Source organism: Streptomyces sp. NPDC042371, from assembly GCF_056437465.1.
This window is the reverse complement of the sequence record NZ_JBWKAP010000024.1, coordinates 26,399-39,552: the sequence shown is the minus strand read 5'-3', so window position 1 is coordinate 39,552 and position 13,154 is coordinate 26,399. Positions and strand designations below refer to the sequence as shown.

At 71.9% G+C, this 13,154-nt stretch carries 11 protein-coding genes; 2 read left to right on the top strand and 9 right to left on the bottom strand.

The features are described from left to right. The first annotated feature begins 68 nt into the window (after window positions 1-68). Window positions 69-3,128: an NPCBM/NEW2 domain-containing protein gene (locus AC068B_RS40005; protein ID WP_478676387.1), complete on the top strand. Its 3,060-nt coding sequence runs from the start codon at window positions 69-71 to the stop codon at window positions 3,126-3,128. Window positions 3,129-3,212: 84 nt separating this feature from the next. Here AC068B_RS40005 and AC068B_RS40000 read toward each other — a convergent pair whose 3' ends face one another. The 4 genes from AC068B_RS40000 to AC068B_RS39985 all read right to left on the bottom strand — a co-directional run bounded on the left by AC068B_RS40000 (window position 3,213) and on the right by AC068B_RS39985 (window position 7,767). Next, window positions 3,213-3,854, bottom strand: coding sequence for a hypothetical protein (locus AC068B_RS40000; RefSeq protein WP_478676386.1), 642 nt, complete (start codon window positions 3,852-3,854; stop codon window positions 3,213-3,215). A gap of 61 nt (window positions 3,855-3,915) precedes the next feature. Beyond that, a complete protein-coding gene (locus AC068B_RS39995) occupies window positions 3,916-5,673 on the bottom strand; it encodes a S8 family peptidase (RefSeq protein ID WP_478676385.1) in 1,758 nt (585 codons plus the stop codon). Window positions 5,674-5,910: 237 nt separating this feature from the next. Next, on the bottom strand, window positions 5,911-6,921 hold the full coding sequence (locus AC068B_RS39990; RefSeq protein WP_478676384.1) for a PAC2 family protein: 1,011 nt from the start codon (window positions 6,919-6,921) through the stop codon (window positions 5,911-5,913). Window positions 6,922-7,095: 174 nt separating this feature from the next. After that, window positions 7,096-7,767 carry a FadR/GntR family transcriptional regulator gene (locus AC068B_RS39985; RefSeq protein ID WP_478676383.1) on the bottom strand — a complete coding sequence of 224 codons (672 nt, stop codon included), beginning with the start codon at window positions 7,765-7,767 and terminating at the stop codon, window positions 7,096-7,098. A 178-nt stretch (window positions 7,768-7,945) separates the two neighbouring features. Here AC068B_RS39985 and AC068B_RS39980 point away from each other — a divergent pair, with 178 nt between their 5' ends. Beyond that, window positions 7,946-8,500: a MarR family winged helix-turn-helix transcriptional regulator gene (locus tag AC068B_RS39980; protein ID WP_478676382.1), complete on the top strand. Its 555-nt coding sequence runs from the start codon at window positions 7,946-7,948 to the stop codon at window positions 8,498-8,500. Here the strand turns inward: AC068B_RS39980 and AC068B_RS39975 are convergent. From AC068B_RS39975 to AC068B_RS39955, 5 genes are read right to left on the bottom strand one after another with little or no spacing between them, the layout of a single operon-like run. Next, on the bottom strand, window positions 8,482-9,495 hold the full coding sequence (locus AC068B_RS39975) for a Rieske 2Fe-2S domain-containing protein (RefSeq protein ID WP_478676381.1): 1,014 nt from the start codon (window positions 9,493-9,495) through the stop codon (window positions 8,482-8,484). The genes AC068B_RS39980 and AC068B_RS39975 overlap by 19 nt on opposite strands. A gap of 1 nt (window position 9,496) precedes the next feature. Further along, window positions 9,497-9,721: a recombinase-like helix-turn-helix domain-containing protein gene (locus AC068B_RS39970; protein ID WP_055565115.1), complete on the bottom strand. Its 225-nt coding sequence runs from the start codon at window positions 9,719-9,721 to the stop codon at window positions 9,497-9,499. Between the two features lie 28 nt (window positions 9,722-9,749). Next, window positions 9,750-10,706 (bottom strand): PDR/VanB family oxidoreductase, encoded by a 957-nt coding sequence (locus AC068B_RS39965; RefSeq protein WP_478676380.1) that lies wholly within the window; start codon window positions 10,704-10,706, stop codon window positions 9,750-9,752. A gap of 13 nt (window positions 10,707-10,719) precedes the next feature. Further along, window positions 10,720-12,351, bottom strand: a complete 1,632-nt coding sequence (locus tag AC068B_RS39960) for a thiamine pyrophosphate-binding protein (RefSeq protein ID WP_478676379.1) — start codon at window positions 12,349-12,351, stop codon at window positions 10,720-10,722. 9 nt (window positions 12,352-12,360) lie between these two features. Next, entirely contained in the window at window positions 12,361-13,140 is a 780-nt protein-coding gene (locus AC068B_RS39955; protein ID WP_478676378.1) for an SDR family oxidoreductase, read from the bottom strand. Between the last annotated feature and the right edge of the window lie 14 nt (window positions 13,141-13,154).

The following is a 13,154-nucleotide window of genomic DNA, read 5'->3' as shown; positions in this document are numbered from 1 at the left end:
CCGGAAATCCAGGAGCGGCCCATCAAAGTCCATGGCCCTGGCACCCGTTGAGGCGCTAGACCTCCGCCATGAGATCTTCCACGCGCTTCGGATCGGCGGCCGCGGCCGCTCTCCTGGGCCTCCTCGCGACCTTCGCGGGGCCCGGCGGCGGCTCCGCGCAGGCCGCCGACGAGCCCGCGACCACGGTCGGCGACGTCACCGACTTCGACGCCGAAGGCCCCGTCTACCACCTGACCGCGGGCAAGGCAGAAGCCCGCGTCAGCTTCGTCTCGACGGAGACCTTCCGTCTCGAACTCGCCCCCGACGGGAAGTTCACCGACCCCACGGGCGACGACATCGTCCTGCCGCAGGGCGACGCGCCCCGCACCAAGTGGGCCGACAAGGGCGACCGTTACGAGCTGAGCACCTCGAAGGTCACCCTGCGCGCCTACAAGTCGCCGCTCCGCTTCGCCCTGTACCGCGCCGACGGCAGCCGGGTCTGGGCCGAGTCCAAGGGCCTGTCCTGGACGAAGGACACCACCACACAGAGCCTCGCGCGCGGCGCCGACGAGCAGTTCTACGGCGCCGGGATGCAGAACGGACGCGGCAACACCTCGCACCGCGGCAAGAAGGTCGAGGTGAGCGTCGACTACAACTGGGACGACGGCGGGCACCCCAACTCCGTGCCCTTCTACCTGTCCTCCCAGGGGTACGGCGTCTTCCGGAACACGTACGCCCCCAACACCTACGACTTCGCCGAGCCCGTGACCGCCACCGCGAAGGAACAGCGCTTCGACGCCTACTACTTCGCCGGGCGCGGCGGCGACGCGGCCAAGGACGTCATCGGGCAGTACACGAAGCTCACCGGCAAGCCCTTCCTGCCGCCGGTCTACGGCATGGAGATCGGTGACGCCGACTGCTACCTCCACAACGCCAACCGCGGTGAGCGCCACACCCTCGACTCCCTGAAGGTCGCCGACGGCTACGTCGAGAACGACATGCCCAACGGCTGGATGCTGGTCAACGACGGCTACGGCTGCGGCTACGAGAACCTCGCCGAGACCTCCAAGGGCCTCGCCGAGCGCAAGATGAAGATGGGCCTGTGGACCGAGGACGGCCTCGACAAGATCGCCGAGCAGGTCAAGGCGGGCCAGCGCGTCGCCAAGCTCGACGTCGCCTGGGTCGGCGACGGCTACAAGAAGGCGCTCGACGGCTGCAAGGACGCGCACAAGGGCATCGAGGACAACAGCGACGCGCGGGGCTTCACCTGGGCCCCGGAGAGCTGGTCGGGCGCGCAGCGCTGCGGCGTGCAGTGGTCCGGCGACCAGAGCGGCAGCTGGGAGTACATCCGCTGGCAGATCCCGACGTACGCGGGCTCCACCATGTCCGGGCTCGCCTACACGACGGGTGACGTCGACGGCATCTTCGGCGGCAGCCCCAAGACGTACGTACGCGACCTCCAGTGGAAGATGCTCCTGCCGGTCACGATGACCATGGACGGCTGGGCCGCGAGCGACAAGCAGCCCTTCCGCCAGGGCGAGCCCTACACCTCCATCAACCGCAAGTACCTGAAGCTGCACGAGTCGCTGCTGCCCTACCTCTACTCGTACGCCCACGAGGCCACGAAGACCGGCGTGGGCGCCGTGCGACCGCTGGCCCTGGAGTACCCGGACGACCCCAAGGCCGCCACCGACGCGGCCAAGTACGAGTTCCTCACCGGCGAGGACTTCCTCGTGGCGCCCGTCTACAAGGACACCACCGAGCGCGACGGCATCTACCTGCCCAAGGGCACCTGGACCGACTACTGGAGCGGGCGGACCTACCAGGGCCCGACCACCGTCGACGGCTACAGCGCGCCCCTCGACACGCTGCCGCTCTTCGTCAAGGGCGGCGCGACCGTGCCGATGTGGCCGGGCGGCATCCGCTCCTACCAGGACAGGACGTCGGACTCCCCGCTCGCCTGGGACATCTACCCGCAGGGCAGCTCCTCCTTCGAGCTGTACGAGGACGACGGCGTGACCCGGCAGCACCGCGAAGGCAAGTACGCCACCCAGCGCGCCGTCGTGCGGGCGCCGCGCTCCGGAGCGGGGGACGTGCGGGTGCGGATCGGCGCCAGCAAGGGCGCGTACAAGGGGAAGCAGACCAGCCGCCCCTATGCGTTCACCCTGCACACCGGGGACGCGCCCAGCCGCGTCGAGCTCGGCGACCACAGGCTGCCGCGGCTCACCTCGAAGAGCGCGTACGACAGCGCGCGGCAGGGCTGGTTCTACGACCGTGACGACCGCGGCGGTGTCGTCCGGGTCAAGACGGCTGCCCTGCGCACCGACCGCGCCTTCGAGCTGCGGCTCGACGACACCAGCGCCGTGGGCGGCGCCGTGCCCGGGGCGCCCGCCTCCGTGGGCGTCCCCGCGGGCCAGGAGCTCGGCGCGGGCACGCCAGGAAAGGTCGCCGTCGACATCACGGCGGGGACCAAGGACGCCACCGGGGTCGAGGCCACCCTCGACGCCCCCGAGGGCTGGACCGTCGGCACGGCGAAGACCGACCGGGTCCCCGCGGGCACCACGCGCCGCGTCGAGGTGGCGCTCACCCCGGCCAAGGACGCGGACATCGGCGAACAGCCGCTCACCGCGACCGTCCGCCACCGGTCGGCAGGCCAGGAGCGCACCGCCGTCCAGCGCTTCGCACTCGGCGTGATGCCCGAGGCACCGGCGAAGGACACCTGGGCGAGCGACCTGAAGTGGCTCAAGTCCACCAACGGATACGGGCCCGCCGAACGCGACCGCAGCAACGGGGAGTCCGGCGCCGAGGACGGCCACCCGTTGACCCTGGCCGGAAAGACGTACGAGAAGGGGATCGGCACGCACGCCGACTCCGCGATCGAGGTCTACACGGGCGGCCGCTGCTCGAAGTTCACCGCGGACGTGGGCATCGACGACGAGATCAACGGCTACGGAGAGGTCGCCTTCTCGGTCGAGGCCGACGGCAAGGTGCTGTGGACCTCGCCCAAGGTGACGGGCGCCTCGGCGACCGTCCCGGTCGACGTCGATGTGCGCGGCGCGCGGCACGTCGAGCTGAAGGTGGCCGACACCAACGGCTCGAAGAGCGGGGACCACGCGGACTGGGCCGCGGCCGGGTTCGCCTGTTCCTAGACAAGACAGGGAGCGGCGCCGGGCGGGAATGTCTCCGCCCGGCGCCGCCGTGTGTTCACGCGAGGGTCGTGCCCCTCGCGCGGGTCACTTGGTGATGACGATGGCCAGCAGGTAGCCCGGGTTGTTGGTGTCGTAGTAGCCGATCACCTGCTGCCCGAAGGCGAATGCCTCCTGGACCTCGTCGTGGGTCTGCGGGCTGGGGTTGACGAAGGCCCGCCAGGCGTTGTCGACGTGCAGGTAGAGGATGTACGCCTGGCCGGGAAGCGGCTCGACGACGTCCCAGAACGCCGATGCGACGTTGGACGCGAGGGCCTGGGTGGAGATCTCGGGCGCCTGCGCCTGCGGGATCTCCTGCTCCTGGCCGAACTGCTGCAGCAGGGTCTGGAACGGCTGCTGCTGGCCGAGCTGCTGGAGCTGCTGGCGCAGCTGCGGCGGGACCTGCTGCATGCCTTGGTGCATGCCCTGCTGGCCCTGCATGCCCTGCATGCCCTGCATGCCCTGCTGGCCCTGGATGCCTTGCTGGCCCTGGATGCCCTGGCCGCTCTGCTGGGGGCCGTACTGCTGGCCGTACTGCTGCTGGCTCTGCTGCGGAGGGGCCGTGCTGGGGCTCTGCTGCTGGGAGCCGTACTGCTGCGGCCCGTACTGCTGGGAGCCGTACTGCTGCTGCGGTCCGTACTGCCGTCCTTGGTGCTGGCCCAACTGACTCATCTGCGGGGTGGTGCTCATGCGGGTGCCACCTTCCCTCAATGGTTGTGGTCCTTCAGCAGTGCTGGAGTGCGGTCGTGCTTCAGCCCGTGACGACGAGGCCGACGACCTCGTCGTCCGAGAACCAGACGCGTACGTCCGGTCGGCCCCCGGCGAAGGCGGAGTGCACCGCCTGCCGCGTCTCGGGGGACGGGTTGTCGAGGTTGCGCCACTCCCCGGCCACGAACAGCCGGAGCCGCGGCGGGAGTTCCGGCGGATACGGGAGCAGCTCGTCCCAGTACCGCTCGGCCTGCCCCGAACCCACCGCGGACGGCAGCAGGTTCGTGACCGCCCCCTTCAGGTCGGGGCGGTTGCCTATCCGCTGCGACGCGGGCCTGCCCGGCGCGTCCTGCTGCGGGGAGCCGGTGGAGCGCAGCACCCTGCGGGCCCGGTCGGGTGTCATCGGTTGCTGGCCCGAGGCCTTCAGCATGCCCTGCAGCGCGGCCAGGGCGCCCACCACGATCGGTGAGGCGGAGGACGTGCCGGAGAACGTGTCGGTGTACCAGGCGAACTCGTCGGCGCCGCCCTGCAGGTCGCCGGGCCGGTCCCAGAAGCCGCCGGTGGTCGTGGTCTCACGGCCCCAGCCCTGCGCGTCCACGCGGGCCCCGTAGTTGGAGAACGCCAGGCGCGAACGGTCGGGGCCGTGGTCACGGCCGTGGGTGCCGGGCGGGGGAGCGCCCGCGCCCACCAGGACCGCGTCGGAAGAACGGTTGCTCGGGTTGAAGGGGTTGCGCCACCAGGACGGGAAGCCGTCGGGGCGGCGTTCGTAGACCGCGTCGTCCAGGGACTCGGCGCCGTTGCCCGCCGCGCCGACGACGAGCACGCCCTTCGCGGTGGCGTAGCGCACCGCGGCGTAGTCGTCCGGCCACCACTCGATGGCGATGTAGCCCTTCTGGTCGTCGCGCGCCTCGAAGTCGAACTTCGGTCCGGGGCGGTGCAGTTCGAGCAGGATGATGTCGCCGCGGTTCAGCCGCTCCGCCGCCGCGTGGATGGTGGCGGCCGTGCCGAGGGGCTGGAAGGAGGCGGCCGCCGTCACGGCCTCCGGCACGATGCCGGTGATGCCGAGGGAGTTGCGGTCGCCGCCGATGACGCCGATCACCGCGGTGCCGTGGTTGCGCCAGGCCAGGTCCTGGATGGGGGTGCCGACGACGACGCCCGCGAGCTTCGCGGCGAGGTCCTCGTGGCGCAGCTGCCAGGAGCCCTCGACGTCGACGACGGTGACGCCCTCGCCGGAGCCGCCGATGCGCTGCCAGGCCCAGCGTGCGTCGATTCCCTCGGGTGCGGGCTTCAAGTAGCCCTGGCGGCTGGTGAAGTCGGGGGTGGCCGGCATGCCTTCCTTGCGGCGCCGGGTCGCCTCGTCGAGGTCGTGCGGCTGGGTCGGCGAGGGGTCAATGGAGGCCGGTACGGCGCCCGGTTTGACGTACGCCGTGTCGATGCCCGGCAGCGCCGCCATCCGGGCGCGCAGTTCCTCTGGCCGGTCGTCGCCGCCGCGGACGCGGTAGAAGAGGGCCAGGTCGGGCACGTCGCTGTCGCCGTCGGCCGGGGGCGCGGCGGCCCGCAGCCGTTCTTCGCTGCCGAACAGCGGCTCCAGAGTGAGCTGTTCGTCGGTCAGGAACATGTTCAGAGCTGATACGTCGGAGCCGGAGGCCGAGCGGATGTCCCGCTCGCCGGCGCGCAGCCGGGCCTCGGGCCGGGCGACGACGATCAGCTCCTGCTGGGCTTCTCGGTAGGTGAATCCCATTCCGTCGGGGCCCGGTCCGCCGGCTCCGGGGTCCCGCGCCGGGTCTGCCTGCTCGGTCATCGCTTCACCGCTCCCTTCCGTCCTTCGGGTGCCGTGCTGTGCGCTGCGCCAGGTTTCCGGGGCACACCCTGCTACGCCTGAGCCGTGCCGTCCACCCCTCTTTCGCGCAACTGTGTTTGAAAGGAAGTTGAAAAGGGAACCCCGTGCAATTCGGCCATGAGCAGCACATCGGCCATGAGCGACACAATGGGGCGGCACCCGTGCGGGTGCCGCCCCATGGAGTGTGCTGCGAAAGCCTCAGTCGTCCGAGGAATCCGAGGATCCGGAGTCGCCGCTGTCGCTGCTGTCGCCCTCGCCGTCCTCCGGGCCCTGCTCCTGCCCCTGCTCCGGCCGTTGCGTGGGCTTCGGCTTCGGCGGCCGTGTGCGGTCGCTGGGCGAGTCCCTGAGGTACGCCGCTCCGCCGTCACCGCCGTCGCGGCGCCGCAGATACCGCTCGAACTCGCGGGCGATGGCCTCGCCCGACGCCTCCGGGAGCTCCGCGGTGTCCCGCGCCTCCTCCAGAGACTGGACGTACTCCGCGACCTCGGTGTCCTCGGCGGCCAGCTGGTCCACGCCCACCTGCCAGGCGCGCGCGTCCTCGGCCAGCTCGCCCAGCGGGATCCGCAGGTCGATCAGGTCTTCGAGACGGTTGAGGAGTGCGAGCGTGGCCTTCGGGTTGGGCGGCTGCGACACGTAGTGCGGGACGGCCGCCCAGAGGCTCACTGCCGGGACGCCCGCGTGCGTGCACGCCTCCTGGAGGATGCCGACGATGCCCGTCGGGCCCTCGTACTTGGTCTCCTCCAGGTCCATGGTGCGCGCCAGGTCCGGGTCGGACGTGACGCCGCTGACCGGGACGGGGCGGGTGTGCGGGGTGTCGCCGAGCAGCGCGCCCATGATCACCACCAGCTCGACGCCCAGCTCGTGCGCGAAGCCCAGGATCTCGTTGCAGAACGACCGCCAGCGCATGGACGGCTCGATGCCCCGGACCAGAACCAGGTCGCGGGGCTTGTCGCCGCCGACGCGGACCACGGAGAGCCTGGTCGTCGGCCACGTGATCTTGCGCACTCCACCGTCCAGCCAGACCGTGGGACGGTTGACCTGGAAGTCGTAGTAGTCCTCGGCGTCCAGCGCCGCGAACACCTCGCCCTTCCACTCCTTGTCGAGATGCGCGACCGCGGTGGAGGCGGCGTCGCCGGCGTCGTTCCAGCCCTCGAACGCGGCCACCATGACCGGGTCGACCAGCTCGGGTACCCCCTCGAGCTCGATCACCCAGGCCTCCTTCCGACGTTCCCTTGCGTACAGCCCAACCTTACGGCGTCTGCGGGGTCCGTCCGCAGCCCCCTTGCGTGGGGGAGTGCGTGATCACTGCCCACGCCTGGGGCCGGGAAACGGCGGGTTCGCGCAGGGCGGAGCCACGCGTTCACACAGGGCAGCGGGGCGGTCTCACAGCGTCGTGCGCAGCCACTGCTCCACGCTCGCGATGTGCACCGTCGCCCATGATCTGGCCGCCTCCGCGTCGCGGTCGCGCAGCGCGGTGAGGATCGCCCGGTGCTCGTGCAGGGTGCGGCTGACGGCATCCTCCTGGGTCAGGCCGCGCCAGACGCGGGCCCGGGTGGTGGGCCCGGAGAGGCCGTCCAGCAGGGAGCACAGGACCGAGTTTCCGGAGGACTGGACGATGCCGCGGTGGAACTCCAGGTCGCAGGCGACCAGCTCCTCCACCGAAGGTGCGGCGCCCAGGGCGTCCAACTGCGCCGTCAGCGTGTCCAGTTCGGCATCGGTGATGTGGGCGCAGGCCATCGCGGTGGCTGCCGGTTCGAGGATGCGGCGGACCGCGAGGAACTCCAGGACGGTGTCGTCGCGGTGGAAGTCGACGACGAAACTCAGGGCTTCCAGGAGGAGTTGGGGGTCCAGGCTGGTGACGTACGTGCCGTCGCCCTGGCGCACGTCGAGGATCCGGATCAGGGCGAGGGCGCGCACCGCCTCGCGCAGCGAGTTGCGCGAGAGCCCCAGCTCGGCGGCGAGTTCGCTCTCCTTGGGCAGCCGGTCGCCGGGGCGCAGCGCGCCCGAGACGATCATGCCCTTGATCTTCTCGATGGCTTCGTCGGTGACAGCCATGGGGACCTCGCCTCAACAGTCAAAAGCGTCAAAAAGACATCCGATGTATCAGGCGATTATGGCCCGGCGCGCGGTCACGCCGCATGTGAGTACGGCGATTGACCCATTTCCTTGAGGGCTAAGATTTCCCCACGGGTCCCGGCGCACCGCCGGGCGGTCCCAGGAGGGCGGGCGGCAGATGGCCGGGAAGAAGGCGGCACACCAGCCGGACGCGGTGGCGTCGATCATCGCGGACTGGGCGCGGGAGCGGCCCGACCTCGACACCTCGCCGCTCGAGGTCCTCGCCCGGCTGCACCGCACCTTCATCCGCTACAACACCCGGCTGACCTCCGCGATCGAGCGGCACGGACTCGCCGTCGCCGGATTCGACGTGCTGACCGCGCTGCGCAGGGCCGGGGCGCCCTACCGGCTTACCGCGGGTCAGCTCGCCGACTCCGGACTGGTCTCCTCCGCCGGGGTGACGCTGCGCATCGACCGGCTGGAGAAGGACGGCCTGATCGTGCGCGAGCGCGACGCCGAGGACCGCCGCGTCGTCTACTCGCGGCTCACCGACGCCGGGCTCGCCAAGATCGACGAGGTCTTCGCCGAGCACCTCGACAACGAACGCCGGATGCTCGACGGGCTCTCCCCGGCCGAGCGGCGTCAGCTGGCCCGCCTGATGTCCAAGCTGGAGCGGTCCATCACCGACGCCGGTCCGCGGGGCGCCGAAGGAGCTCAGACCGACGAGGCCTGAGCCTCGGCCTCCGCGCGGTACATCCGGCGCAGCCGGACCACTCCCAGGTCGTGCTGGTAGAGGTTCTCCCGCTGGTCGGCGTCGGCAGGCATGGCCTCCAGCATCACCCGGTCCTGTTCGAGGACCTGCCAGTGGCGCTCCTCGATGAGGGTCCGGTAGAGGAACCGCCAGGTGTCGCGCTGCCAGCCCTGCACGCGCCGGTAGCGCCAGAAGAAGACGCCGGTGCGGTTCTCGTCGACCGGGCAGACCATGCCGACGATCCCGAACGGGCCGCCGGGGCCCGCCGACGGCGGATACGGGATGGTCAGGTCCACCCAGTCCACGCCCGTGCGGCACAGCTCCACCCAGTCGAAGTTGACGCCCCGCTGGTCGGTCTTCTCGAAGAAGTAGCCGCGGTCCGTCTCCCGGATGCGGAACTTGGCGGTGGTGTCGCCGTCGTACATGGTGTGCGAGTCGTGGTGCAGGAACGCGCCGTGCATCGGGTCGAGGAGGTTCTCCACCGCGAACCGCCACGGGCCGTTCCACTCCGCGTAGCAGAGGATCGCGTCGACGTCGGGGTCGGTGAGCGGCTCGGGCAGCGTCAGTCCGGCCGGTTCGGGGTGCTGCTCGTCCCCGAAGTACGCGAGGACCGCGCCGCCGACCTCGCGCACGGGCAGCGACGTGACGAGTTTCCTGCCCTCCAGATTGCAGCCGGGCAGGCCGGGCACGGACGACACGGTGCCGTCGGTCTCGACCTCAACCCCGTGGTACCAGCACGCCACCCGGTCGCCCAGGTGCTTGCCCAGCGAGAGGGGCGCCCCGCGGTGCGGGCAGCGGTCGGCGAGCATCGACAGGGCGCCGTCGGAGCGGCGGAAGAGCAGCCACTGCTCGCCGAGCGCGGTGACCTTGCGCATGGCGCCGGGCGCCACGAAGGAGGACGGGACGACCGGATGCCACTGGTTGCGCAGACCCGTGGCGTAGATGTGGTCGGCGGTGTCTTGCGCGGACAGGCTCATCTCAGGCTCCCAGTCGGTTGATCTCGGCGCGGAAGGACTCCTCGGTCCAGGGCGCGCCGTCGGGCGCGTGGACCTGGCGGGCGTTGAGCCCGCGGACGACGTCGGCCAGTTCGTGACCCTCTTTCGTGAAGACCTCTTCGAGGGTGGCGGCCAGCTTGTACTCGTAGGGGCTCGGCTCGTGCGTACGGGACTGGTGGATGTCCAGGTACGGCCAGGTCGTGGTCACTGATGCCTCCAGGGGCCGGGGGAGTGGTTCACAGGTCGAGGACGAGGCGGCGGCCCGACGCGCAGCGCGAGACGCAGATCATCATCGAGGCGTTCGCGGTGTGCTCGGCCTCGCTGAGCAGGAAGTCGCGGTGGTCGGGCGTGCCGTCGAGCACGCGGGTCTCGCAGGAGCCGCAGATGCCGTCCCGGCAGGAGCTGTTGACGGCGAGCCCCGCGGACTCGGCGGCCGCCAGGACCGAGGTGTCCGGGCCCACGGAGAGCGTCACGCCCGAGCGTCGGCACTCCACCTCGAAGGCCGCCTCGTCGCCGGAGCGCTCGACGACCGGCGCCGCGAACCGCTCCACGCGCAGCCGCTCGGCCGGACAGGCCGCCTCCACGGCGGCGAGCAGCGGCTCGGGCCCGCAGCAGTACACGAGGGTGCCCTCGGCGAGCCCTCTTTCACCCCCGCCGAGCGCGTCGGCGAGGTCGATGTGCCCCTGCTCCTCCTGCGGTACGAGGGTCAACGCGCCGCCCAGTGCGGCCAGTTCGTCCGTGAACGCCATCGAGTCGCGGGTGCGCCCGCCGTACACGAGCCGCCAGGGCGTGCCGCGCCGCGCCGCCTCCCTGGCCATCGCGAGGACCGGGGTGATCCCGATGCCGCCCGCGACGAACACATAGCCCGGCGCGTCCTCCAGCGCGAAGTGGTTGCGCGGCTCGGACACCGTGACGCCCTGGCCGGGCCGCAGCTGCGTGTGCACGTACCGCGAACCTCCGCGCGAGGAGGGCTCGTTGAGGACGCCGATGCGGTACGAAGTGGTGTCCCGGGGATCTCCGCACAGGCTGTACTGCCGCACGTGCCCGCCCACTTCGACGTCGAGGTGCGCGCCGGGCTCCCAGGCGGGCAGCGGCTTGCCGTCGGGGTGGACGAGCTCGACGGAGAGCACGCCCTGTGCCTCCCACGTCATCCGGCGCACCCGCAGGTCCAGCCGGTTCTCTGGTGTGGTCATGGCCGGGGCCTCCCTACGCGGCGGGGATCTGCACGGGCGGGGTGAACGGGCTCTTCATCGGGCCGAGCGCCGCGAGGTCCACCTCGACGAGCACGGGACCGCCCGACCCGACGGCCTCGGCGACGACCGGCCCCGCCTGCTCGGCCGCGGCGATCCGCAGGTACGGCAGCCCGCAGGCCCGGGCGAGGAGGGCGAAGTCGGGCGTGACGAGGTCGACGCCGGAGCGGCGCTCGCCGTAGCGGTCCTGCATGTTGCGGAGCACGCCGTAGCCGCCGTCGTTGAAGACGATCAGGGTCAGCTCCGGCTTCTCCTGCGCGAGGGTGAGGAGCTCGCCGAGGTGCACCGCGAGCCCGCCGTCGCCCGCGAGGACCACGGTCGGCGCCCCGGGCCGGGCGAGCGCCGCACCGATGCCCATGCCGAGGCCCTGCCCGATGCCGCCGCCGCGCGGGAAGACGTTGTCCCGCGGGTCGTACATCTCCAGGAGTCGGTTGCCCCAGCTGCTGGACGCGATCGTCACGTCGCGGGCGATCACCGCCTCCCGGGGGAGCGCGGCGCGGATCGCCTCGCAGAGCGCCGCCTGGGGGCCGATGGCCTCGCGCAGATCCGCCCGCACCTCGTCGCGCACCGCGGTGACGCGCTCGCTCCAGCCGGACTCGGCCTCGGTGCGGCGGGCGTACGGCAGCAGGGCCCGCAGTACGTCGGCCGCGTCGCCGCACAGGGTGTGCGCCGCCGGGTAGACGCGGCCCAGCGCCGCCGGGTCGATGTCGATCTGAAGGTGGGCGGCGGGCAGTTCGAGGCCGTAGTCGGCGGTCTCGTTGGACCTGAAGTGGGTGCCCACGCTCAGGAGCACGTCGGCGTCCGCGAGCAGGGCGCGGCCCGCCGGGGTGGTGGCGAAGTTCCCGATGACGCGCGGGTCGTCCTCGGGCACCGCGCCGCGCCCCGAGTTGGAGGTGAGCAGCCCGGCGCCGGTGGCGGCGAGCAGCTCCGCAAGATCGGCGCCCGCGCCCGTGGCGCCGCCGCCCGCCCAGACCAGCGGCCGCCGCGCCGACGCCAACAGCTCGCCCGCGGCGGCCAGTTCGGCGCCCAAGGGCGCGGTGAAGATCGGCGCGGGCAGGTCGAGCGCCGTGTCGGTCTGTGCCGCGTACTGGAGGTCCACCGGCCACTCCACGCTCGCGGGACCGCCGGGCGCGGCCAGCGCCGCACGGGCCGCCTCCCGCAGCACGCGGCCCGCGTCGGCGGCGGACGGCACGGTGGCCGCGTACGCCGAGACCGCCGTCAACATGCCCAGCTGGTCCTTCGTCTCGTGGATGAAGCCGCGCCCGCTGCCCAGGTACCGGCTCTCCACCTGCCCGGTGACGTGCAGCACGGACGTCCCCGCGCTGTGCGCCTCGACGAGCGAACCGGCCGCGTTGCCCGCGCCGGTGCCGGTCGAGGTGAGCGCGCAGCCGATCGAGCCGCGGGTCCTGCCGTGCGCGTCGGCGGCGTTCACGGCCGTCGCCTCGTGCCGCACCGGCACGAAGCGCAGCTCGCGGTCGACGGCCTCGACGAGCGGCAGATTGTGCACGCTCACGATCCCGAAGACCGTGTCGATGCCGAGTTCGCGCAGGACGGCGACGAGGAGATCGCCTCCGTTGTCGTAACGCATGAGGGCTCCTCAGAGGATGCCGCGGCCGACTCCGCCGCAGACGTCGATGCTGGTTCCTGTGATGTAGGAGGCGCGTGGCGAGAGCAGCGCGAGGATCGCGTACGCCACCTCGTCGGCCCGGCCAAGCCGCCCGAGCGCGACACCGCGGTCGGCGGCGAGCTCCGCCTGCCACTCCTCGTACGGGCGGCCGGACCCTGCGGCGGCGTGCCGACGCGTCCACTGCCCGGTGTCGATGAGCCCCAGGCAGACGGAGTTGACGCGGATGCCGTCCGGCGCGAGCTCACGGGCGAGGGACGCGGAGAGGTTGAGGATGCCCGCGCGGGCGGCGCTGGTGGTGATGAGGCGGGGCTCGGGCTGTTTGGCGAGGACGGCGTTGACGTTCACGACGGACGCGCCGGTCGAGGCGCGCAGGTGCGGGCGGGCGGCGTGCAGCGGGTTGAGGACCCCGGCGAACTTCAGTTCGAGCTCGTCGCGCCAGTCGTCCTCGGTGGTCTCGTCGAGGCGCTTCATCCGGGACTGCCCGGCGTTGTTCACGAGCCCGTCGATGACGCCGCCGCCGAACTCCTCGACCGCGCTGCGCGTGAACTCCCTCACGGCGTCCGCGTCCCGTACGTCGCACGGCGCGGTGAAGAGGCGGTCGTGCGTGCCGATCCGCCCCAGCCGGTCGGCGTCGCGGCCGCAGGTGGCGACGTTCGCGCCCTCGTCGAGCAGGGCGCGGACCGTGGCCAGGCCGACGCCCGAGCTGCCGCCGGTGACCAGGAAGGTCCGGTCGGCGAGGCCCAGATCCATGTCTGTGTTCTCCA

Excerpts from the sequence above, each read along its gene's own strand:
- AC068B_RS40005 (WP_478676387.1), top strand. The coding sequence starts at position 69 with ATGAGATCTTCCACGCGCTTCGGATCGGCGGCCGCGGCCGCTCTCCTG.
- AC068B_RS40000 (WP_478676386.1), bottom strand. The coding sequence starts at position 3,854 with ATGAGCACCACCCCGCAGATGAGTCAGTTGGGCCAGCACCAAGGACGG.
- AC068B_RS39995 (WP_478676385.1), bottom strand. The coding sequence starts at position 5,673 with ATGACCGAGCAGGCAGACCCGGCGCGGGACCCCGGAGCCGGCGGACCG.
- AC068B_RS39985 (WP_478676383.1), bottom strand. The coding sequence starts at position 7,767 with ATGGCTGTCACCGACGAAGCCATCGAGAAGATCAAGGGCATGATCGTC.
- AC068B_RS39980 (WP_478676382.1), top strand. The coding sequence starts at position 7,946 with ATGGCCGGGAAGAAGGCGGCACACCAGCCGGACGCGGTGGCGTCGATC.
- AC068B_RS39975 (WP_478676381.1), bottom strand. The coding sequence starts at position 9,495 with ATGAGCCTGTCCGCGCAAGACACCGCCGACCACATCTACGCCACGGGT.
- AC068B_RS39965 (WP_478676380.1), bottom strand. The coding sequence starts at position 10,706 with ATGACCACACCAGAGAACCGGCTGGACCTGCGGGTGCGCCGGATGACG.
- AC068B_RS39960 (WP_478676379.1), bottom strand. The coding sequence starts at position 12,351 with ATGCGTTACGACAACGGAGGCGATCTCCTCGTCGCCGTCCTGCGCGAA.
- AC068B_RS39955 (WP_478676378.1), bottom strand. The coding sequence starts at position 13,140 with ATGGATCTGGGCCTCGCCGACCGGACCTTCCTGGTCACCGGCGGCAGC.